This is a genomic window from Alteraurantiacibacter palmitatis (genome assembly GCF_037154115.1).
GTDB lineage: Bacteria > Pseudomonadota > Alphaproteobacteria > Sphingomonadales > Sphingomonadaceae > Alteraurantiacibacter > Alteraurantiacibacter palmitatis.
Genome location: NZ_JBANRO010000006.1, coordinates 184,272 through 205,874 on the forward strand (window position 1 = coordinate 184,272; position 21,603 = coordinate 205,874).

Annotated in this window: 17 protein-coding genes; 16 read left to right on the forward strand and 1 reads right to left on the reverse strand. The window is 65.5% G+C overall.

What is annotated here, in order from left to right; genetic code table 11:
• Position 1: 1 nt before the first annotated feature.
• The 7 genes from WFP44_RS09220 to WFP44_RS09250 all read left to right on the forward strand — a co-directional run bounded on the left by WFP44_RS09220 (position 2) and on the right by WFP44_RS09250 (position 9,395).
• Positions 2 to 970, forward strand: a complete 969-nt coding sequence (locus tag WFP44_RS09220) for a 2-hydroxyacid dehydrogenase (protein WP_336926248.1) — start codon at positions 2 to 4, stop codon at positions 968 to 970.
• Positions 967 to 1,866 carry a kinase gene (locus WFP44_RS09225; RefSeq protein WP_336926249.1) on the forward strand — a complete coding sequence of 300 codons (900 nt, stop codon included), beginning with the start codon at positions 967 to 969 and terminating at the stop codon, positions 1,864 to 1,866. Before WFP44_RS09220 ends, WFP44_RS09225 begins: the two co-directional genes overlap by 4 nt.
• Before the next feature lie 111 nt (positions 1,867 to 1,977).
• Positions 1,978 to 4,038: a PQQ-dependent dehydrogenase, methanol/ethanol family gene (locus WFP44_RS09230; protein WP_336926250.1), complete on the forward strand. Its 2,061-nt coding sequence runs from the start codon at positions 1,978 to 1,980 to the stop codon at positions 4,036 to 4,038.
• Positions 4,035 to 5,291 carry an FAD-dependent oxidoreductase gene (locus WFP44_RS09235; protein ID WP_336926251.1) on the forward strand — a complete coding sequence of 419 codons (1,257 nt, stop codon included), beginning with the start codon at positions 4,035 to 4,037 and terminating at the stop codon, positions 5,289 to 5,291. The genes WFP44_RS09230 and WFP44_RS09235 overlap by 4 nt, the downstream gene beginning before the upstream one ends.
• Positions 5,291 to 6,373, forward strand: coding sequence for an alpha/beta hydrolase (locus WFP44_RS09240; RefSeq protein WP_336926252.1), 1,083 nt, complete (start codon positions 5,291 to 5,293; stop codon positions 6,371 to 6,373). Before WFP44_RS09235 ends, WFP44_RS09240 begins: the two co-directional genes overlap by 1 nt.
• 62 nt (positions 6,374 to 6,435) lie before the next feature.
• Positions 6,436 to 8,388 carry an outer membrane protein assembly factor BamB family protein gene (locus WFP44_RS09245; protein ID WP_336926253.1) on the forward strand — a complete coding sequence of 651 codons (1,953 nt, stop codon included), beginning with the start codon at positions 6,436 to 6,438 and terminating at the stop codon, positions 8,386 to 8,388.
• 20 nt (positions 8,389 to 8,408) lie between these two features.
• A complete protein-coding gene (locus WFP44_RS09250; RefSeq protein ID WP_336926254.1) occupies positions 8,409 to 9,395 on the forward strand; it encodes a VOC family protein in 987 nt (328 codons plus the stop codon).
• Positions 9,396 to 9,453: 58 nt separating this feature from the next.
• Here the strand turns inward: WFP44_RS09250 and WFP44_RS09255 are convergent, their stop codons facing one another.
• Entirely contained in the window at positions 9,454 to 9,855 is a 402-nt protein-coding gene (locus tag WFP44_RS09255; RefSeq protein WP_336926256.1) for a c-type cytochrome, read from the reverse strand.
• 265 nt (positions 9,856 to 10,120) lie between these two features.
• On the opposite strand from WFP44_RS09255, the gene WFP44_RS09260 reads away from it, so the two are divergent.
• From WFP44_RS09260 to WFP44_RS09300, 9 genes are all read left to right on the forward strand, one after another.
• Positions 10,121 to 10,618: a hypothetical protein gene (locus WFP44_RS09260; protein ID WP_336926257.1), complete on the forward strand. Its 498-nt coding sequence runs from the start codon at positions 10,121 to 10,123 to the stop codon at positions 10,616 to 10,618.
• Positions 10,618 to 11,316, forward strand: coding sequence for a HupE/UreJ family protein (locus WFP44_RS09265; protein WP_336926258.1), 699 nt, complete (start codon positions 10,618 to 10,620; stop codon positions 11,314 to 11,316). The genes WFP44_RS09260 and WFP44_RS09265 overlap by 1 nt, the downstream gene beginning before the upstream one ends.
• On the forward strand, positions 11,313 to 11,987 hold the full coding sequence (locus WFP44_RS09270) for a hypothetical protein (RefSeq protein ID WP_336926259.1): 675 nt from the start codon (positions 11,313 to 11,315) through the stop codon (positions 11,985 to 11,987). Before WFP44_RS09265 ends, WFP44_RS09270 begins: the two co-directional genes overlap by 4 nt.
• A 213-nt stretch (positions 11,988 to 12,200) precedes the next feature.
• The gene (locus WFP44_RS09275; RefSeq protein WP_336926260.1) at positions 12,201 to 14,204 is read left to right on the forward strand and encodes an outer membrane protein assembly factor BamB family protein; all 2,004 of its coding nucleotides are present in this window, start codon (positions 12,201 to 12,203) and stop codon (positions 14,202 to 14,204) included.
• Positions 14,204 to 15,256, forward strand: coding sequence for a hypothetical protein (locus WFP44_RS09280; protein ID WP_336926261.1), 1,053 nt, complete (start codon positions 14,204 to 14,206; stop codon positions 15,254 to 15,256). The genes WFP44_RS09275 and WFP44_RS09280 overlap by 1 nt, the downstream gene beginning before the upstream one ends.
• Before the next feature lie 9 nt (positions 15,257 to 15,265).
• Positions 15,266 to 16,390: a hypothetical protein gene (locus tag WFP44_RS09285; RefSeq protein WP_336926262.1), complete on the forward strand. Its 1,125-nt coding sequence runs from the start codon at positions 15,266 to 15,268 to the stop codon at positions 16,388 to 16,390.
• 63 nt (positions 16,391 to 16,453) lie between these two features.
• A complete protein-coding gene (locus tag WFP44_RS09290; RefSeq protein ID WP_336926263.1) occupies positions 16,454 to 17,584 on the forward strand; it encodes a hypothetical protein in 1,131 nt (376 codons plus the stop codon).
• A gap of 142 nt (positions 17,585 to 17,726) precedes the next feature.
• Positions 17,727 to 19,385, forward strand: coding sequence for a carboxylesterase/lipase family protein (locus WFP44_RS09295; protein ID WP_336926264.1), 1,659 nt, complete (start codon positions 17,727 to 17,729; stop codon positions 19,383 to 19,385).
• A gap of 92 nt (positions 19,386 to 19,477) precedes the next feature.
• On the forward strand, positions 19,478 to 21,595 hold the full coding sequence (locus WFP44_RS09300; protein WP_336926265.1) for an outer membrane protein assembly factor BamB family protein: 2,118 nt from the start codon (positions 19,478 to 19,480) through the stop codon (positions 21,593 to 21,595).
• The last annotated feature ends 8 nt before the right edge of the window (positions 21,596 to 21,603 follow it).

Below are 21,603 nucleotides of genomic sequence, written 5' to 3' on the forward strand. Positions count from 1 at the left end.
CGTGGAACGGCTCAAGGTTCTGGTGACCCGCCGCTGGCCTGCCGAGGTGGAGGCGCGGCTTGCCAATGCGTTCGATGTGACGCTGAACGAAAGCGACACGCCGTTGAGCGCGGCCGAGCTGGCCACCGCGATGGCCGACTATGATGTGCTGTGCCCCACCGTGTCCGACCGGATCGACGCTGCGGTCATCAATGGCGGGGGCCGCGTGCGGCTGATTGCCAATTACGGCGTGGGCTTCGACCATATCGATCTGGAAGCGGCACGGTCAAAAGGCATTGCGGTGACCAATACGCCCGGCGTGCTGACCGATGCCACCGCCGACATTGCGCTCACCCTCATCCTGATGGCGGCACGGCGCGCAGGCGAAGGGGAGCGCGAATTGCGCGCCGGCAAATGGAGCGGCTGGCGGCCCACCCACCTCATCGGCAGCGCGCTGAAAGGCAAGGTGCTGGGCTGTGTGGGCTTTGGCCGCATCGGCATTGCCACCGCGCGGCGCGCGCATCACGGCTTTGGCATGAAAATCGCCTATTACGGCAGGCGCCCTTGCGATGCCGCCGTGGCCGCCGAATTGCAGGCGGAGTTCTGCCCTGATCTCAACGGGTTGCTGGGCAAAGCTGATTTCGTTTCGCTGCACGTGCCCGGCGGCGGCGATACCGCCAACCTGATTGATGCCGCGGCCATTGCGGCCATGAAGCCGGGCAGCTACCTCATCAACACCGCGCGCGGCGGGGTGGTGGATCACGATGCGCTGGCCGCCGCCCTGCAATCCGGCCATCTGGCGGGCGCGGGGCTGGATGTCTATCCGGCCGAGCCCGCCGTGCCCCCGGCGCTGCTGGGTATCGAGAATGTCGTGCTGCTGCCGCATCTGGGCAGCGCCAATGCGGAAACGCGTGCCGCGATGGGAATGTGTGCGCTCGCCAATGTGGAGGCTTTCGCGCGGGGGACAGACCTGCCAAACCGCGTGGCATGACATCGGATCCCATCGCAGACCTGATTGCGGCGCACGGCCTGCCCGCCTCCTATCGTGAGGTAGTGGCCCGATACTGGCAGCCGCTGGCGAATGCGATTGCCCGGCGCGCGGCGGACAGTTCTCCGCTGATCGTTGGCATCAACGGGGCGCAAGGCTCTGGCAAGTCGACGCTTTGCGCCTTTCTGGAAGTGCTCTTGGGGGCGCGGCAATTGCGCACCGTCACCCTGTCGATCGACGATCTGTATCTGGGCCGGGCGGACCGGGCGCAGCTTGCGCAGAAAGTCCACCCCCTGTTCGCCACGCGCGGGGTGCCGGGCACCCATGCGCCTGGCCTTGGCATCGCCATTGTCGATGCTGTCCTGTCGGGGCATGATTTCGACCTGCCCCGGTTTGACAAGGGCACCGATGATCGCACCGACGCGGCGGAACGGATCAGCGGGCCGGTCGATGTGCTGCTGCTGGAGGGCTGGTGCGTGGGATGCCGCGCGCAGGCGGACGAGGACTTGCTGGAACCTGTGAACAGCCTCGAAGCCGACGAAGACCCCGAAGGCATCTGGCGTTCGGTCAGCAATCTGTGGCTGCGCGGCGATTATGCGCGGCTGTTCGGCCTCATTGATATGCTGGTGATGCTGAAGGTTGACAGTTTCGAAACAGTCATTGCCAACCGGCTGAAACAGGAAGAAAAACTGCGCGCAGCCCGTCCCGACGCACCCGGCCTGATGGACGAGGCCGCGATCCAGCGCTTCTGCCAGCATTACGAGCGGTTGACGCGGCATATGCTGGGCGACCTGCCGCCGCGGGCGGATGTGGTGTTCGAACTGGGGCCGGATCAGGTGCCCGTCGCCCTGCCCAAAACCTTGCCGGCAGGACTCGCCAGCGGCCGACTTCCATCCTAGCATCCGTGATGATCACGTCCGCAAAGGGCGCAACGGGGAGAGGACCAGGCGATGAATTGGGTGCGATTCGCACGGGGTGCAGCGATTGCCGTGGCTTGCCCGCTGGCTTTGATGGCCTGTACTGCGGCCGATATGGGCGCGGTGGACGAGGCGCGGCTGCTCAGCGCGGAGGACGATCCCGACAACTGGCTCAGCCATGGCCGCACCTATGCCGAACAGCGCTATTCCCCGCTGGCCGACATCAACCTGGAAAATGTGGGCCAGCTCGGCCTCGCCTATGCGGTCGAACTCGATACCAATCGCGGGCAGGAAGCGACGCCCATCGTGGTCGATGGCACGATGTATATCAGCACCGCGTGGTCCAAGGTGATGGCGCTCAACGCCGCCACGGGCGAGGTGCTGTGGCGTTACGACCCGCAGGTGAACGGAGCCAAGGGCGCGGATGCCTGCTGCGATGTGGTCAATCGCGGCGTGGCGGTGTGGGAAGGCAAGGTCTTCGTCGGCACGATCGACGGGCGTCTGGTGGCGCTCGATGCCGCCACGGGCGCAGAACTGTGGGATGTGGTCACGGTCGATCAGGCCAAGCCCTATACCATCACCATGGCCCCGCGCGTGGTGCGGGATAAGGTCATCATCGGCAATTCGGGCGCCGAAATGGGCGTGCGCGGCTATGTCTCGGCTTATGATGCGGACAGCGGCGATCTGGTCTGGCGCTTCTACACCGTGCCCGGAAACCCCGCCGATGGCCCCGATGGCGCGGCCAGTGACGAAGTGTTTGCCCGGTTTGCCGGGAAAACATGGGCCGGCACTTACTGGGAAATGGGCGGCGGCGGCACCGTGTGGGATTCGGTGGTTTACGATCCCGAATTCGACCAGCTGCTGATCGGCGTGGGCAATGGCAGCCCGTGGAACCACCGGGCGCGCAGCGCCGGGGTGGGCGACAATCTGTTCCTTGCCTCGATCCTCGCGCTCGATCCCGATACCGGCGCGTATAAATGGCATTACCAGCAAAATCCCGGCGAAACATGGGATTACACCGCCACCCAGCAGATGACGCTGGCCGACCTCACCCTTGACGGGCAGGTGCGCAAGGTCATTCTGCAAGCGCCCAAGAACGGCTTCTTCTATGTGATCGACCGGGCCGACGGGAAGCTGATCAGCGCGGAAGCCTATACCACGCAGAACTGGGCCGAGCGGATCGACATCGCCACGGGTCGCCCGGTGGAGCGTCCCGGCGCGCGGTTTGAAAACTCGCCCGCCATCATCATGCCATCGGGCCTTGGCGGCCATGCCTGGCATCCGATGAGCTATTCGCCGCGCACGGGCCTTGTCTACATCCCCGCGATGCAGACGTCGCTCGCCTATGCGGATGATACCAATTACACCCGCCATATCGGCCGCTGGAACACCGGTGTCTCCTTTCTCGCCCCGCCCGAAGGGCTGGTGCCGGGCGACACGCCCGAGGCGCGCCGCGCCTACCTTACCGCGCAGACCAAGGGCCGGCTGGTGGCCTGGGACCCGGTGGCGCAGCGGGAGGTCTGGGGGATAGACCGCGACTGGCCGTGGAATGGCGGCACGCTGGCCACCGGCGGCGATCTGGTTTTCCAGGGGCTGCCGCAGGGCCGCTTTGTTGCTTACGACGCGCGCAATGGCCGCGAGGTCTGGTCGTTCGCGCAGGAACGCGGCATCATGGCCGGGCCGATCACCTACCGCGTGGACGGGGTGCAATATGTGGCGGTCATGGCCGGCTATGGCGGATCGATGGGCATGGCGAGCCAGACCGACTGGATGCGCCGCCCGCCGCCCAACGGGATGCTGCTGGTGTTCCGCCTGAACGGCACGGCCAAGCTGGACCCCCTGCCCCCGCAGGCCCCGCGCCCCTATGTCACAAGCGCCGAAAGCTTCACGCCGCAGCAGATCGCCGCAGGGCAAGCCGGCTATTTCGGCTTCTGCACCATCTGCCACAACGGGCCGGTCAATCCGGACCTGATGAAAAGCCCCGTCGCTGCCGACAAGGCGGCCTGGAGCGCGGTGGTGAAGGACGGCATCCTGGCGCAGCGCGGCATGATCAGCTTTTCCCCGTGGCTCGACGATAGCCAGATCGAAGCGGTGCGCGCCTATGTCCTGACCGAAGCCGCGCGCCGCGCGGCAGAAGAGGGCGCAGCACAATGAGCCCGGCAACCGATGTGCTGATCGTGGGCGCTGGCCCGGTGGGGATGCTCACCGCGCTCGCCTTGGCGCAGACCGGGGCCAGCGTGCGCGTGATCGAGCGCGAGGGGGACATCATCAATTCCCCGCGCGCGGCGATCTACTTTCCCTCCACCCTGGCGGTGCTGGAGGAACTGGGCATACTGGAGGAACTGGACGCAATCGGCTTTCGCACCCGGATCTTCGGCACCCATGTGCCCGAATTCGGCTATTCCTCGGTCGTGAAATTCCAGCCGGTGGCGGGCATCCCCTACGATTGGCAACTCCATGCCGGGCAGCACGATGTTGCCCGCGTGGCGATGGAGCACGCGCAAGCGCTGGGCGTGGAGGTGCATTTCGGGCACAGGCTGGTCGGCCTTGCCGATCACGGTCACGGCGTGACCGCCGATGTCGTCGGGCCGGACGGAACTGAAACGGCATTTGCCGCAAAATGGGTGATCGGCTGCGACGGAGCGCGCTCCACCGTGCGCAAGCTGGCGGGTATCGCGTTCGAAGGGCACACCTGGCCCGAACGCTTCGTGGGCACCAATGTGATCTTCCCCTTCACCGAACTTGGCTATCAGACAGCCAATTTCGTGTGCGACCCGGTGAACATGGCGGTGATCGCCCAGCTCGACACGCAGGGCCTGTGGCGCTGCACCTATATGGAGGATTCCGCCCTGCCGGAGGAATCCTTCGAGGAGCGCATTCACCAGCGCTACGAATGGTTCATGCGCGGGCGCACGGATTACCGGATCGTTTCCGCCAGCCCCTACACGCTGCATCAGCGTGCGGGCGAAACATTGGTGAAGGGGCGCGTCCTGCTGGCCGGCGATGCTGCCCATGCGACCAATCCGTGCGGTGGCCTCGGCCTCACCAGCGGGGTGTGGACCGGCATGGTGCTGGCCGATGTGCTGGGCGCAGTGCTGCGCGGGGAGGAGGACGAGAGCATCCTGCAACGCTTTTCGGACGAGCGGCGGCGCGTGTTCTGGGAAGTCGTCTCGCCCGCGGCGACCGAGAACAAGCGTATGTTGCAGGAAAAGGACCCCGACCAGCGCCAGAAGGATCTGGGCTTCATCAAGGCGCTGGAGGAAAATCCGGAAAGCGGCGCGCTGCTGCTGCTGTTCGCCTATAAGGTGATCGGCAATGTCCTGCGTCCCGGCAGCCGCTGGGCCGATGCCGATCCGTCAGACCGGGTGGCGATCAATATCAGGGATCGCAAGGGACAAATCCACTGATGCGCTCCTACCGCCCGGCAGATCTTCATGCGGCGGGCGTGGGCAAGCCGCTTGAACTTGCCGCGCAGGGCTTTTTCTGGGTCGGGGGCGAGCTGATCGACCATCCTGCCGCAGGCAAGGCGATGCGCGGGCAGATGTATGTCGAATACTGGATACCCGCGCGGCTGATCCATCCGCTGCCGCTGGTGCTGATCCACGGCGGGGGCGGGCAAGGCACCGATTTCCTCGGCACCGCCGATGGCCGCGAAGGCTGGGTGCATTTCTTCGTCCGCGCCGGCTGGGCGGTCTATGTCGTCGACCGGCCACAACACGGGCGCAGCCCGTTCCACCCGGAGTTTCAGGGCGCGATGGCCCCACCCGGCCCCACGCATTTCCTCGAACGTCTGTTCACAAGGCCCGCCGCCTTTGCCGACAATTACCCGCAGGCGCGGCTGCACAGCCAGTGGCCGGGGACGGGCGAGCTGGACGATCCGGCCTCCCTGTCCTTCCTTGCCGGAACCGGGCCGACGCTGGCCGATCCGGCCGCCGCGCAGGTGGATGCGCAGCGCGCCGGGGCGGAATTGCTCGACCGGATTGGCCCGGCGGTGCTGCTCACCCATTCCGCCGGTGGCCCGCCCGGCTGGCTGATTGCCGATGCGCGGCCCGATCTGGTGCGCGCGATCGTGGCGGTGGAGCCGCTCGGCCCGCCCTTTGCCGCGATCAGCGGGCAGCTGCCCTATGGCATCACCCACGCGCCGCTCACTTTCGATCCGCCGCTGGCGCCCGGCGAACTTCCGCAGGCGGCGGATATGCCCTCGCCCGGTGAAGGGCTGGTTGCCTACAAGGTGCAGGCCGCGCCCGCGCGCCGCCTGCCTGCGCTGTGCGGCAAACCCATCGTGGTGGTGACGGCGGAGGCAAGCTGGATGGCGGCGGACAACCACGCGATCGTCCATTTCCTGCGCCAGGCCGGGGCCGATGTGGAACATCTGCGGCTGGAGGATCACGGCGTGCACGGCAACGGCCACGCCATGCAGCTGGAAGCCAACAGCGACGCGGTGGCGGGCGTGATTGCCCGCTGGCTAGGCGATCAGGGCTTGAGTTAGTTATAAAATGGAACGATTAGAAGGCATAGAATCGCCGGATCGCAGATGGGGGTAAGGATCGCATGACGCGCACATTCATGGCTCTTGCACTGGCGGGCAGCCTGCTCACCTCGCCCTTGATGGCGCAGGGCGATACGCTGATCCGCCCGGAAGATGGCGACTGGCCGCTCTATGCCCGCGACCACGGCGGGCAGCGTTTCGTGCCGCTGGACGATATCAATACCGGCAATGTCGGGCAGCTTCAGCGCGCCTGGACCTATCGCCTGCGCCCCGAAGGTGGCGGATCGATCCTTGCGGGCACGGTGCCGGTGGTGGTGGGCGGCATCATGTATATGCCGCTGGGCGATGCGGTGGTGGCGCTGGAAGCGCATACGGGCCGCGAATTGTGGCGCCATCAGGTAAGCGGCGCGACGATCCGCCGCAGCGTGACCTATTGGCCCGGAGATGGGCAACGCGGTGCGCGCCTGTTCTATGGCAAGGCCAATTCCATCGTCGCGCTCAATGCGGCGGATGGCTCGCTCGCCACCGAGTTCGGCGGCGATGGCGAGATGGAGTTTGAAGGCACGCCCTATGCCTATCCGCCCAGCATCTTCCGCAATGTGCTGGTGATCGGCGCGCTGACGCCCGAAATCCCGGTTGGCCCCAGCGGGAACAGCCGCGCCTTCGATGCGCGCACAGGGGCGAAGCTGTGGGAGTTCGATGTGGTGCCCCAGCCGGGGCAGTTGGGTCACGAAACCTGGCTGGACGAGGGCTGGCGCGGGCGGCCGGGCAACAATATGTGGGTCTGGTACACCACGGCGGATGTGGAAACCGGCCTCATCTTCATGACGCTGGGCAGCCCCGGCCCCAATTACTGGGGTGGCGATCGGCCGGGCGATAATCTGTTCGGCAATTCGGTGGTCGCGGTGGATGCCGAAACGGGCGCATACCGCTGGCATTTCCAGACAATCCACCACGATCTGTGGGACTGGGATCTGCCCGCCCCGCCCACTCTGGTCGATGTGCAGAAGGACGGGCGCACCATCCCCGCCCTCGCCCTCACCGGCAAGCCGGGGCTGATGTATATTCTCGACCGGCGAACGGGGGAACCGGTGCACGGCGTGAACGAGCATATCGTGGCCGCCGCCGATGTGCCGGGCGAATGGTATTCGCCCACGCAGCCCATCCCGGTCAAACCCGCTCCCTTAAGCCGGATGTGGTGGAACCCCACCGATGTGGTGACGGAAAGCGACACGACGCCTGAACACGTTGCCGCCTGCCGCGCGCTGCTCGACAGTTATGGCGGCACCTTTTTCAACGCCGGCCCCTTCACCCCCTTCTTCCTGCGGCGCGAAGGCGATCCGCCGCGCGCCAGCATCAATCTTCCGCATAATGGCGGATCGAACTGGGGCGGAAGCGCGGCCGATCCGCGCAGCGGCACGATCTTCATCAACACCACCGAAAGCGGCTCGATCGGCTGGATCGAGGAACGCGATCCTTCGGGCGATTACGGGCGCGGCACTGCGGGATCGAACCAGCCCTATGATCGCGGCAGCCTGACGGGGCCGGGTGCCTATGCCAGCTTTGCTGCCAGCTTCACTGCGCCTGATGGCACACGCGCCACCCTGCCCTGCATCCGCCCGCCCTGGGGCCGGCTGATCGCGGTGGATGCCAATACGGGCGAAATCAACTGGGCCGTGCCGCTGGGCACCACGCCCGAACTGGGGCCGGACAAGCAGGACACCGGCAGCAACAACACCTTTGGCGGCCCGATGGTGACGGCGGGCGGCCTCGTCTTTATCGGCGCGACATCGGACAGCGTGATGCGCGCCTTTGATGCGCAAACGGGGCAGCTCGTCTGGTCGGAACAGCTCGATTACGCGGCGATGACCATCCCGATGAGCTATCGCGGCGCGGACGGGCGGCAATATATCGCGGTCTTTGCCACCGGTTCTGCCTTCGGCCCGCCGGTGCGCGGGGCGGACGGGCGGCCCGCCAATAACGAAGCGCTTATCACCTGGGCGCTTCCGGAGTAGTCTGCGGATTGGGAGACACGATGATGAAAACACGATTGGCGCTTGGCGCAGCCGCATTTGCCCTGATGCTCACCTGTCCCGCCGCCGCGCAGGAGGTCATCACCACGCCCGAGGGCGCAATCATGGAAAGCGGCGCATCGCTTGCCTATGCGCCGGGCGAATTGTCCGATGCGCAATTGAACGGCAATGCCCGCCACCTCTTCCGGCAGGATTCAGCCAATGTCTTTCGCCGCTTCCCGCGCGAACTGACCGAGGAAATGGTCAATTTCTATGTCGGCGCGCTGGGCCTGCGCTCGCTCAACCCCATCCAGCTCACCGCCTCGCAGCAGATGATCCTGACCGGCGTTGGCACCGGCCAGATCAAGCTGTCCGCCGGGCAGGAAGGGAACCGCCTGTATAACCTTTCGGGCGGCTATGCGGGCGGCACGGGCATTCGCTTCCTCGTGCTGTCTTATCCCGATGCCGATGTGGTCGCGGCCCGCTTTACCGAGGCTGGCTTTACCGCGCCGCACTTCACCGCGCGCGAGGACGGGACGGCCCAGGCGCTGGTGCAGGATCCGGCGGGGATGGATATCGTGATCGTGGTCAACCCCGAAGCCGCCGACCATTCGGATGACGGGGTGGGCGTGGGCATTCAGGTGTCGAACCTCGACGCCTCACGCGCTTTCTACCGCGATTTTGTGGGTCTGGACGAACTGGACCCGGTGGAATCCACGCTGCTGGGCACCACGCTGTATCCCTATGCCCATGCCGAAACCACCATCCTGCTCTACAAGATGGGCGACAATCTGCCGGCGGATACGGGCAGTTCGGGGATTCAGTATGTGGTGGCCGATGCGCCCTATGTCGCGGCAATGGCCGATCACCGCCATGTGACGGTGGAAACCCCGCTCAACCGGCTGCGCGGGTTCGATCTGACCACGATCTGGCTGAACGATCCTGATGGGGTGACCAACTACTTCGCACAGGTGGGGCCGAACAGCCGCACGGCCAGAGGGGAGAACTGATACGAAAAAGGGGGCCGTGCTGGCCCCCTTCCCGTTCATCTCAATTTCGGCTTCGCGCTTACTTCTTCGCCTGCATGATATAGGCGGCGAGCAGGTCGATCTCCTCGTCCGTCATCTGGCCGCCGAAACCGGGCATGGCGCCCTGTCCATTGGTGATGCGGTTGGCGACGAAAGCCTTGTCCATCGCGGTATTGCCATCCATCGACGGGCCGATATGGCCGTGGCCGTTGGCATCGGCCAGCACATGGCAGGCGCTGCACGACCAGCTCTGGAACAGCTGGCGGCCCTGCGCGACCTGTTCGGCGGTCAGCGAGCCGGGTTCGTGGCCAGCGGCGGCCTGCGTCGGATCAACCGGAGTTGCCAGCGCACCCGCCAGCGGAACCGCCAGCGCGGCTGCACCCAGCATGGCGAGGCCCGAAATTGTCCACTTGCCGGTGATGCCCATATTTTCAGACCCCATTTTTCCAGACATAGTATCAATCTACCTTTCGCGATCCAGTGGGCCTGCGACCATGCCGCCCCGTTGAAACCCGGCCCGTTGCAATTCGCGGCCCTAGTCAACAACCCGCCTATCCGAGTCAAGATTTACCGCAGATTTATGCGCTGCGCCCTTGGCCCCAAAAATCGGACATTGTCAACATGGCGACAGGTTCACCTGCAAAATCGGGTTGCGCAAGGCACGACGCAGGAGGACATAGGGTGCACAGGATGGGAGAAGGCGAATCATGATCAAATACGCAATTGCGGTGCTGGCGGCACCTGTGGTGGTGCTGGCCGCCTGTTCCGAGGCGCCGCCCGAAATGCCCTATGGCACGCCGCAGCAATTCATGGCGAACCATGTGCAGCCCACCGCGGAAGTGTATTGGAACGCGGTCGGATCGGTCAGTGAACTGGTCGAAGGCGAGCCGGTGTTCCGCGAATTCCGCCCCGAAACCGATGAGGATTGGGCCAAGGTGGCCGCGGCGGCGGTGTCCTTGCGCGAATTTGGCGCGGCGCTTGCCACCCCTGCCTATGCCAATGGCCGCGGATCGGACTGGATGGCCTTTGCGCAAGGGATGCAGGATGTCTCCCGCCTTGCCGAACAGGCGGCGCTGAACAAGGATCCCGATGCCGTGTTCGAAGTGGGCGGCACGCTCTACAATGTCTGCACCGCCTGCCACCAGGTCTATCCGCCCGCCGAACTGCCCGCAGGCACCAGCGTCGACGATCTGGCGCAGAGCTGATGCGCGCGGCGCCGCGGCATTGGCCCGCGCTGGCTGTGCTGGCGCTGGCATCTGTGCTTTTCATGCCAACGCTGGCGCTGGCGCATGACGTGGCCGAGGGCGACAAGGCCTTCGTGCTGAGCGTGGATGGCCCGGCGATCTTCCCGTTCCTGTATCTGGGGGCCAAGCACATGGTCACCGGATATGATCACATCGCCTTTCTGGTGGGCGTGGTGTTCTTCCTGTCGCGCCTGCGCGATGTGGTGGTCTATGTCTCCATGTTCACCATCGGCCATTCGCTGACGCTGATCGGCGGGGTGCTGCTGAACACCGGGGCCAATGCCTATATCATCGATGCGATCATCGGGCTTTCGGTGATTTACAAGGGGGTGGAGAATATCGGCGGGTTCCGGCGCATCGGCTGGAATGTGGACACGCGCCTTGCCGTGCTGGTGTTCGGCCTGTTTCATGGCATGGGCCTGGCGACCAAGGTGCTGGATCTGGGGATTTCGCAGAACGGGCTGCTCGCCAATCTGCTCGCCTTCAATGTCGGGGTGGAACTGGGGCAGGTGCTGGTGCTGGCCTTCGTGGTCAGCCTGTTTGCCGCCTGGCGCGCCCGGCCCAGCTTTACCCGCTATGCCTTTGCGGCCAATGTCGCGCTTATCGCGGTGGGCCTTGTGCTCACCGCCATTCAGATAGAAGGATATCTTGCAGCATGAGCCAGGGAGAGAACGGCCAGATGGCAAAGTCGAAGAAACCGCTGCTGGTCGGCAGCGCATTGGCGGGCGTCGCCGCAATCGCGGTGCTGTTCGTTCTGCCGGCGGAAACCGGATGGGACCCCACAGGCGTGGGCAAGGCGCTCGGCCTTGTCGAGATCGCCGAACCCGTCAGCAAGGAGTTGGAGCGCGGCATGGCGCGCATGGCGACACAGGACGTGCTGCTGCTGTCCGACACGCCGCCCGCTGCGGAACCGGGCGCGACCGATGTGTGGGAAGTGGAACTGGCCCCCTATGAATCGATCGAGTTCAAATACACCATCCCCCAAGGCGCACGCATGGCGTTCCGCTGGGAAGCGAGCGCGCCGGTGCATTACGATATGCACAGCCACCCCTTCGAAGGCGGACCCGAAATGACCGAGGGGTTCGGCGTGGGCGATGCGGCGGTGCAGCAGGGGGTCTACATTGCCCCTTTCACCGGTATTCACGGCTGGTTCTGGCAGAACCGTTCAACGGACATTGTCACTCTCAGGCTCGAAGCAAGCGGCGGCATGACCAGTTCTGCCCTGTTCAACGCCGCCGGGGAAAGCGAACGCCCCCTGCCCGGCGTGGAAAACACGGTAGCGGGTGAAGCGGAAGGCCATGCCATGCAGACGACTGATTCGGGCACCTGATCGCACCGCAGCAGCAGGAGCCGGCGCCTCTTGCCGCGCGGGTTTGGCTTGTCTGCGCGAATGATACAATTGGCGACAATAAAACCGGATTAAGTCAAATTGACCCGCCCTATAGGGCCTTGTCGTTGTCACAGGCTTGGGGCTAGTCTTGCGCCAAGCCGGGATGATGCCGCGGGCGGAGAGTCCTGCGCACGAAATGGATGGGAGCTGGGAGTGATCACATTGGGCCTCAAGAACAGCGGCGCGGGCGGATTTGCGCCCCGGCTTGTGCGGAACGCGCTGCGGACTGCGGCGATTTCGACGCTGGCGCTGGCCGCAGCCGCCTGCACCACGGCGGGCGGCACGGGCGTTGCGGTGAACGCCGACATGGCAGTTCCGGCGGGCAATTTCGATTTCGTCAGCTGGGATGGCTATCTCGGCGGCGGGGACAGTTCGCAATATTCCGCGCTCGACCAGATCAACCGCAGCAATGTGAGCCAGCTCGAAGTCGCCTGGACGTATGAAACCGGGCCCGGCGCACCGCCCATCTTCAGCCCCACCATCGGCGGCGGGCGGATGTATGTGCAGAATGGCGCGGGCAAGCTGGTGGCGCTTGATCCGGCCACGGGCCGCGAATTGTGGGTCAGCGATCTGGACGGGCGCGTCGGTATTCGCGGCGTCAATTACTGGGAAAGCGCCGATGGCCGCGAAGGCCGCCTGATGGTGCTCAACAACGGCATCCTGCGCGCGGTGGACGCGGCAACGGGCCGGATGATCCCCAGCTTCGGCACCAATGGCGGGGTGGACCTGCGCGATGCGCTGCCGCGCGATGTCGCCATGCCCAATGCGCCGCTGATGACGAACAATCCGGGCCGCATCTACAAGAACACCATCATCGTGTCGCTGCCGGCGGGCGCGTATGATTACGCTTCGGCCCCGGCCAATATCCACGCCTATGATGTGATCACGGGCGAATTGAAGTGGACCTTCAACACCGTCCCGCGCGAAGGCGAATACGGTTACGACACCTGGCCCACGGGCGAGGACCGCGCCAAGTATGGCGGGGTGCACAACTGGTCGGAAAGCACGGTCGATACTGAGCTGGGCATCGTGTTCATCCCCACCGGCACGCCGCGTTACGATTTTTACGGCGGCAACCGGGCGGGCGACAATCTGTTCGGCAATTCGCTGCTGGCGCTGGACGCCGAAACGGGTGAGCGGATCTGGCATTTCCAGACCGTGCATCACGATCTGTGGGATTTCGACCTGCCGGTCGCGCCCAAGCTGATGACGATCACCCGCAACGGCCAGCGCATCCCCATCGTGATCCAGGTGGTGAAGCACGGCTTCATCTTCGCCTTCGATCGCCGCACCGGGGAACCGATCTGGCCGATCGAGGAACGCGCCGTTCCCGCATCGGATGTGCCGGGCGAACACGCCAGCCCGACGCAGCCCTTCCCCACCTGGCCGCAGCCCTATATGCGGATGGAGTTCACGGAAGACGACATCAACCCCTACCTGCCGCAGGCGGATCAGGATGCGTTGCGCAACAGCTTGCGCAACGAATGGCGCAATGACGGGCTGTTCACGCCGCCCAGCTTGCGCGGGTCAATCTCGATGCCGGGCCATAATGGCGGGGCGAACTGGGGCAATGTCGCGGTCGATCCGGTGCGCCAGCGCCTCTATATCGTCAGCCGCGAATTGCCGCTGCTGCTGAAGATCAACCCGGACAACCGGGCCGAGGCCTTGGCCGCCATGCCCAATGCCGGGGACGACAACATCCCATATCGCTGGCCGGTCAACTTCATGCTGCAATCCAACGGCATGGTGGCGATCAAGCCGCCGTTCTCGAACCTCACCGCCTATGACATGAACACGGGCAACCAGATCTTCCAGATTCCCAACGGGGAAATCCTGACGCTGGAGGAACAGGGCATCACCGGCGTGGGCGCGCAGGCGCCGCGCAGCGGGCCGATTGTGACCGCAGGCGGGCTGTTGTTCGTCAACACCGCGTCCGACCGGGCCTTCCGCGCCCGTGACGCGGATACCGGCGCGATTTTGTGGGAGCACCGTTTCGACGCCGCGACCGAAGGCGTGCCGGCGGTCTATGCGGTGAACGGGCGGCAATACATCACCGTGCCGGTGGGCGGCGTGGGCCACTTCCTGGGCGGGCTGGGTCTGCCCGAACCGGGCCCCAGCCGCTATGTCACCTTTGCTTTGCCGCAGGGGCGCAACTGATGCGCCGGGCCTTCTTCCGCCTGCCTCTGCTTGCACTGGCCGCCGCCGCCCTGCCGGGTGGCGGCGCGCTGGCGCAGGGCGCGCAGGCCGAGGAAGACCTGACCGTTCTGCCCGCGCCTTCGGACGCATTCCAACCAGCGATGACCGCGTGGGGCGAGCCGGACTTTCGCGGACGCTGGCCGATTGACCACCTCAACGGGCGCACCCCGCTGCAACGCGCAGCCGAACACGGCAACCGCCAGCTGCTGACGCAGGAGGAGTTCAACGCCCGCGCCGAAATGGTGGAACAGCTCGAACAGCGTTACCAGAACGAGGATTCGAGCGGCACGATGGGCATCGGCCACTGGGCCGAAGTGGCCGCCGCCAACCGCCGCACCAGCTGGATCACCGCGCCCGCCAATGGCCGCCTGCCCGCCTTCACGCCCGAAGGCCAGCGCCTGTCCGATGCGATGCGCAGCACCTGGGTGCAGGGCCAGCCCTTTGACACCTGGCACGATTTCGACAGCTGGGACCGCTGCATCTCGCGCGGGATGCCCGCATCGATGTTCCCGTTCATGTACAATAACGGGATGCGCATTTTCCAGTCGCCCGGCATTGTGGCGATCCAGATGGAAATGGTGCACGAAACGCGCATCATCCCCACCGATGGCCGCGCACCCATCCCGGCGGTGATCGGCCACTGGCTGGGCGAAAGCCGGGGCGCGTGGGAGGATCACAACACGCTGGTCGTCACCACCACCAATTTCCTGCCCGGCCCCAGCGCCACCAATATCGGCACCACGGGCAGCCCGCCCAACAACAAGACCCCGGTGAGCGCGCAGGCGCGCATGGTCGAACGCTTCCACATGGTGGGGCCGGACGAGATCATCTACGAATTCACCTGGGAAGACCCGGTCGTGTTCGTGGAGCCTTGGGCCGCACGCCTCGAATGGCAGCGTTCGGACGACTACGAGATTTTCGAATATGCCTGCCACGAAGGCAATGTGCAGATCCGCAATTACATCAATGCCAGCCGCGCCGAACGCGGGCTGATCCCGGTTGCGGCCGAATAGGAGTTTGCAATGCCGTCCACGCGGACACAGTCCCTGTCGCTGCTTTCCGCCGCCGCCCTGGTGCTGGCTGGCGCGCTGCCTGCTGTGGCGCAGGACGTGCCGGATGATCTGACGGTGATGCCCGCTGTTTCGAACGATTATCAGCCGGCGCGCACGCCGTGGGGCGATCCCGATTTCCGCGGCACATGGCCGATCAACGATATTGCCGAATTGCCGGTGGAGCGGCCCGACCGCTTCGGAATGCGCCACTGGAAGACGGACGAGGAGCTCGCCGCCGAACAGGGCCGTGTCGAGGCGCTGGAACAGGCCTACGAAAGCGAGGACCATCAAGGCACGATCGGCCTTGGTCACTGGATCGAATACCAGGCGGGCAGCCGCCGCACATCGATGATCGTGGAACCTGCCAATGGCAAGCTGCCCCGCCTGACCCGGCAGGGCATTCACGATGCCGCCGAAATGCGGTCGAGCTGGGTTGTGGGGCAGACTTTCGACTGGGTGGACGATTTCGACAGCTGGGACCGCTGCTGGACGCGCGGCTTCCCGGCTTCTATGCTGCCGTTCCGCTACAACAACGGCATCCGCATTTTTCAGGCGCCCGGCTATGTCGTGATCGTGCTGGAAATGCTGGGCACGCGCATCATCCCCGTGGGCAACACCGCGCAATGGCCGGCGGGCGTGTCGGGTATGTTCGGGCAGAGCCGCGGCCGCTGGGAAGATCACAACACGCTGGTGGTGGAAACGACCAATCTCCAGCCGGGTGCATCGGCGCTCAACATTGCCACGCGCGGCGTGCCGCCCAACAACACCCTGCCGATGAGCCGGCAGGCAAGGACGGTGGAACGCTTCCACATGATCGGCCCGGATACGATCACCTATGAACTGACCTATGCCGACCCGGTCATGTTCGAGGCGCCCTTTACCCTGCGGATGGACTGGACGCGCGATGACGCGTACGAATTCTTCGAATATGCCTGCCACGAAGGCAATGTGCAGATCCGCAACTACATCACCGCCGACCGCGCCGCGCGCGAGGCGGAATATGCGCGCGGGCGGATGGTCGAACCGATCGATCCCGATGCCGGGCCACCGCCCGCCATGGACCCCGCCAGCCGGGGTGTCGGCAATCGGAACTGATTTTTGAAGGCTTGTTTGGCCTGCGACGTGTTGAAATACCGAATACCAGGAGAGAGAATCGAGATGTCCAAGATGAACAAGACCGGGTTTGCCCGTTCAATCGCCGCCATCGGCGCGCTGGCGCTTGCCACCACCGCGCTGGTAACCCCGGTTGCCGCGCAGCCGGTGCCCGATGACCTCACCGTGATGCCCCCGGTGCCCACCGATTACCAGCCTGCGCGCACCCCGTGGGGCGATCCCGATCTGCGCGGTATGTGGCCGATCGACAATATCGCCAGCCTGCCGATGAATCGCCCGGCGCAGTTCGGCAACCGCTTCTGGCTGACCGAAGAAGAATACGCCGCGCGTCAGGCGCAATACAACGCATCGGATGCGCGCTATGCCGCCGAAGAGGAAAGCGGCACGATCGGCATGGGCCACTGGGTGGAATCGGACAGCTCGGGCCGCCGCACCAATCTGCTCGTCAGCCCCGCCAACGGCCAGCTGCCCGCGATGACCCCGGCTGCACAGGCGCGCTATCAGGCGGGCCGTTCCAGCTGGACGCCCAATACGCAGTTCAACTGGGTGAGCGATTTCGACACGTGGGACCGCTGCGTCACGCGCGGCTTCCCGGCCTCGATGTTCCCGTTCCGCTACAATAACGGCATCCAGGTGCTGCAATCGCCCGGCTATGTCGTGATCAACCTCGAAATGATCCACGATGCGCGCATCATCCCGATCGTATCCGGCCCCGAAGCGGTCGCTGCGCGCCGCTGGCCCGCCAATGTGCGCACATGGATGGGCCAGTCGATCGGATACTGGGAAGGCAATACGCTGGTGATCGAGACGACCAATATCATCGCCGGCGACAGCGTGCCGCAGAACGCCTATGAACGCGGGCCGTCGCCGCTGAACATGGCGACGCTGGGCGTGCCCCCGTTCAACACCATCCCCACCAGCCTGCAGGCCAAGGTGGTGGAGCGGCTGACCATGACGGGCCCGGATTCGATCATCTACGAACTGACCTATGACGATCCGGAAGTGTTCACCGCACCGTGGACCGCCCGCCTCGACTGGTCGCGCAACGATGACTATTCGTTCTTCGAATATGCCTGCCACGAAGGCAATGTGCAGATCCGCAACTACATCACCGCCAGCCGTGCGGGCCTCCAGCCCGTGCGCGAAACCGAAGGCGGCGACGGCGGCGCACACTAGGCGCTGCGCACAGACGCGCCGATCGGGCGGGCCGGGACGCCAGATGCCCCGGCCCGCCATTCGGCGAAATTCGACAGTCAATCAAAGGGAAGAGGCTGCCCGCCGCAACGGCTTGAGGCGCCCTCACGGGGACAGAACTGCCATGAAACCCAGCTTTGCCAGAACCGGTCTTGCCGCACTTGTCGCCGCCAGCCTCGCCGCGTGCGCCACCACCGGCATTGCATCGGCGCAGGATACCATTGCCAGCGCTCCGGTGCAGACCGCGCAAGGGCTGGTGCGCGGCGTGCCCGGTGCGCTGGAAGGCATCACCGTGTTCAAGGGCATCCCCTTTGCCGCCCCGCCGGTTGGCAATCTGCGCTGGGAACAGCCGCAACCGCCGGCAAGCTGGGACGGCGTGCGCATGGCCGACACATGGGGGGACAGCTGCGTGCAGAACCCTGCCCCCACCCGCTTCCCGCCCAATTCCGCCACCGATATGCCCGACAGCCCCGGCATTTCGGAGGACTGCCTTTACCTCAATATCTGGACGCCAGCGACAACGGGCGCGGAACGCCTGCCGGTGATGGTGTGGCTCTATGGCGGTGCGTATAACGAAGGCGGCGGCTCCAGCCCCTTCAGCCACGGCGATCATCTGGCGCAAAAGGGCGTGGTGATGGTGACGCTGAATTACCGCGTCGCCGCGCTCGGCTTCTTCAGCCATCCCGAACTCACCGCCGCCAGCCCGCACGGCGCCAGCGGCAACCAGGCGCTGGGCGATGCGATTGCCGCGCTGCAATGGATCAAGGACAATATCGCGGCCTTTGGCGGCGATCCGTCGCGCGTCACCATCTTTGGTGAAAGCGCGGGCGCGGCGATGGCTGGCGGCCTTGTCGGCGCGCCGGCCGCACGCGATCTGGTGCACCGCGCCATCCCGCAATCGGGCGCGTGGATGGGCCTGGGCATTGCGCCCATGGTCACGCGCGAACGGGCCGAGGCGCAGGCCCTGCAACAGGCCGAGGCACAATTCGGCACCACTTCGCTAGCCGCATTGCGCGCTATCCCGGCCGAGGAAATCCACGCCAAGCTGCGCGGCGCTGGCATGATCGTGGACGGGCATATCATCCCCGAAGACGTCTCCATCGCGGTCGCCAACAACCGGCAGAACCCGTGGGACGTGCTGGCCGGTTCGAACGAGGATGAAGGCAGCTTCACCGCCGCTTTCGGCCCTCCCGCCACGCTCGCCAGCTGGTTGCAGGGCGAAGCCATGCGCTATGGTGCCCATGTGGAACTGGGCCGCGCGGCCTATCCTGCCAGCACCGATGCCGAGGCTGCCGCGCAATCGGTGCGTCCCTTCTCCGATGCGATGACCTGGCATATGCGCCAGTTCGCCGATGCGCAGGCGCGGCTGGGCCGGGGCGCCTACCTCTATTACTTCACGCATGATCCGCTCTATGACCCTGACCGGGCCGATCTGGGTGCGGCGCATACGGGCGAGATTCCCTATGTGTTCAACAATCTGTGCGCACCCCGCACCTTCCCCGGCGGATCGTCGGTGGAACTGATGTGCGGCAACCCGCGCGAGGAAGGCTTTGCCGATCAGGTCTCGCAATATTGGGTGAACTTTGCCGCCACCGGCAATCCCAACGGAGCGGGCTTGCCGCATTGGCCGGCTGCGGGTGAAACCCCGCGCGGCGCGGTGATGCGTCTGGATGCCGATGGATCGGCGGTGGGGCCGTGGCTGACACCGGAACAGGACGCGCTGTATCAGGCGCTGTTCCAGGACCGCGTGGCAGGCCCGCTGGGCATCGCCGCAGGGAACTGACGCCCGGACAATTCCCCCTCCTGCCCCCCTTGCGCTGCGTCCCGCATGATCCATAGTAGCGGTAAGCAGAAAACTGCGAGGGAGAGGGGAGAATGCCGTTTTACAAGGGAGGCCTGTGGGCCTCTGCCGCTGCCTTTGGTCTGGCAGGCTTGGCCACCGCCAACGCGCAAGGCACTGCGCCAGCCGCCACCGGCTTTGCCGAGCAGGTGCAACAGGGCCGCGCGCTCTATGCCGCCAATTGCGCCGCCTGCCATGGCGAGACGCTGGCGGGCGGGCAATTTGCCGGGGCATTGAAAGGGCCGGTCTTCCTGTCGAGCTGGGGCGAAGTCCCGGTGGGCGATCTGGAACGCTATATCCGCACCTCGATGCCGCCCGGCGGCGGCGGGCGGATGGGGGATGCGGCCTACGCCGCGCTCACTGCGCTGATCGTGCACGAAAACGGGGCTGCGCTGGATGTGCCGGTGACGCGCGATCTGGCGCTGGCCATGCCCCCTGCCCCGCCGCCGGAGGTGCGCAATGCGCTGGGCATTGGCGGCATTTCGGCCAACCACCCCATCCCCGCCAGCCCGCCGCCGGTGGACCGCTTCGCCAATTACACCCCGCTCACGGCAGAGCAGCTCGCCAATCCCGAACCGCACAATTGGCTGGCGTGGCGGCGCGGGCATGACGGGCACGGATTCTCGCCACTCGACCAGATTACCACCGCCAATGTCAGCCGCCTCAATGTCGCCTGGGCGCAGGCATTGCCCGCCGGGCCGACCATGAACGAACCGCTGGTGCGTGACGGGGTGCTGTATGTCTTTGGCTTTGGTGACGAGGTGTTCGCCTTTGACGCGGCCAATGGCCGCCCGCTGTGGCGCTATCAGCGGCAATTGCCCGATGGCACCAATGTATTGTCCAAAAAGACGATGGCGCTGTGGGATGACAAGCTGATCATCGCCACATCCGATCTGCATCTGATGGCGCTGGATGCGCGCACGGGCCGCCCGGTCTGGGATGTGCGAATGGTGGATAATCCCGATCAATTGCGCAGCAATGGCGGGCCGATGGTGGCCGACGGGGTGGTGATGGCAGGCCTTGCCACGCAGCGCCCCGGCGGCGGGCTGATCGTGGCGGTGGATGCGGCCACGGGCGAACATCTGTGGACCTTCGAAACCGTGGCCAAGACCGGCACGCGGGGCGGCGACAGCTGGAACGGCGTGCCCGATGCCGAGCGGCGCGGCGGCTCGGTCTGGACCAGCGGCACCTATGATGCGGTGAACGGCCTTGCTTTGTGGGGCGTGGCGCAGACATACGACACCGGCCCGCAGCGCGACCGCATCCCCGGCGGCAATAATGACGGGCTGTTCACCAATTCCACCCTCGCCTTCCGCCCGCGCACAGGCGAGCTGGTCTGGTATTTCCAGCACATGGCGAACGACCAGTATGACCTCGACTGGGTGTTCGAGCGTGTCGTGGGCACGCTTACCCTGAACGGGCAGGAACGGCGCGTGGTGATGACGGGGGGCAAGGAGGGGCTGTTCGACACGCTCGATGCGGCGACCGGGCAATATATCTCGACCGCCGATCTCGGCTATCAGGATTTCATCATCGCCATCGACCCGGTGACCGGCCGCAAGACACCCGATCCGAACTTGCTGCCCGGCCGCGATCAGCCCGCGCGCTTCATGTGCCCGCACGCGGGCGGTGGCCGCAACTGGAGCCCCACCGCCTTTGACCAGGCCACGGGGCGCCTGTTCGTCAACTCGCGCGATACCTGCATGGAAGTTGTGCCCAACCAGGAAGGCGGCTTTCTGTCGAGCGGGGTGGACATCTACTATTCCGCGCGTCCCGACAGCGACGGGAATTACGGCCTGTTGCAGGCGCTCGACATGGCGAGCGGCGAGATCGTGTGGGAACACCGCCGCCGCGCGCCTTACGATGTGGGGATGCTGGCCACCGCAGGCGGCCTGCTGTTTACAGGGGCCATGGACCGCGAATTTCTGGCCTATGATCAGGCCACCGGGCGGCAATTGTGGCGCACGGGCCTGACCGGCGTGCCCAATGCCAGCCCCATCACCTATGCCGTGGACGGGCGGCAATATGTGGCGGTGGTGACGGGCATGGGCAATCCGCTGGCCTTTGGCCTGCCCAACTTCACCCCGGAACTGCCGCTGCCGCCGGTCAATTCGGCCAGCATCACTGTTTTTGCACTGGATGATGCGGAATAGCGCAAACG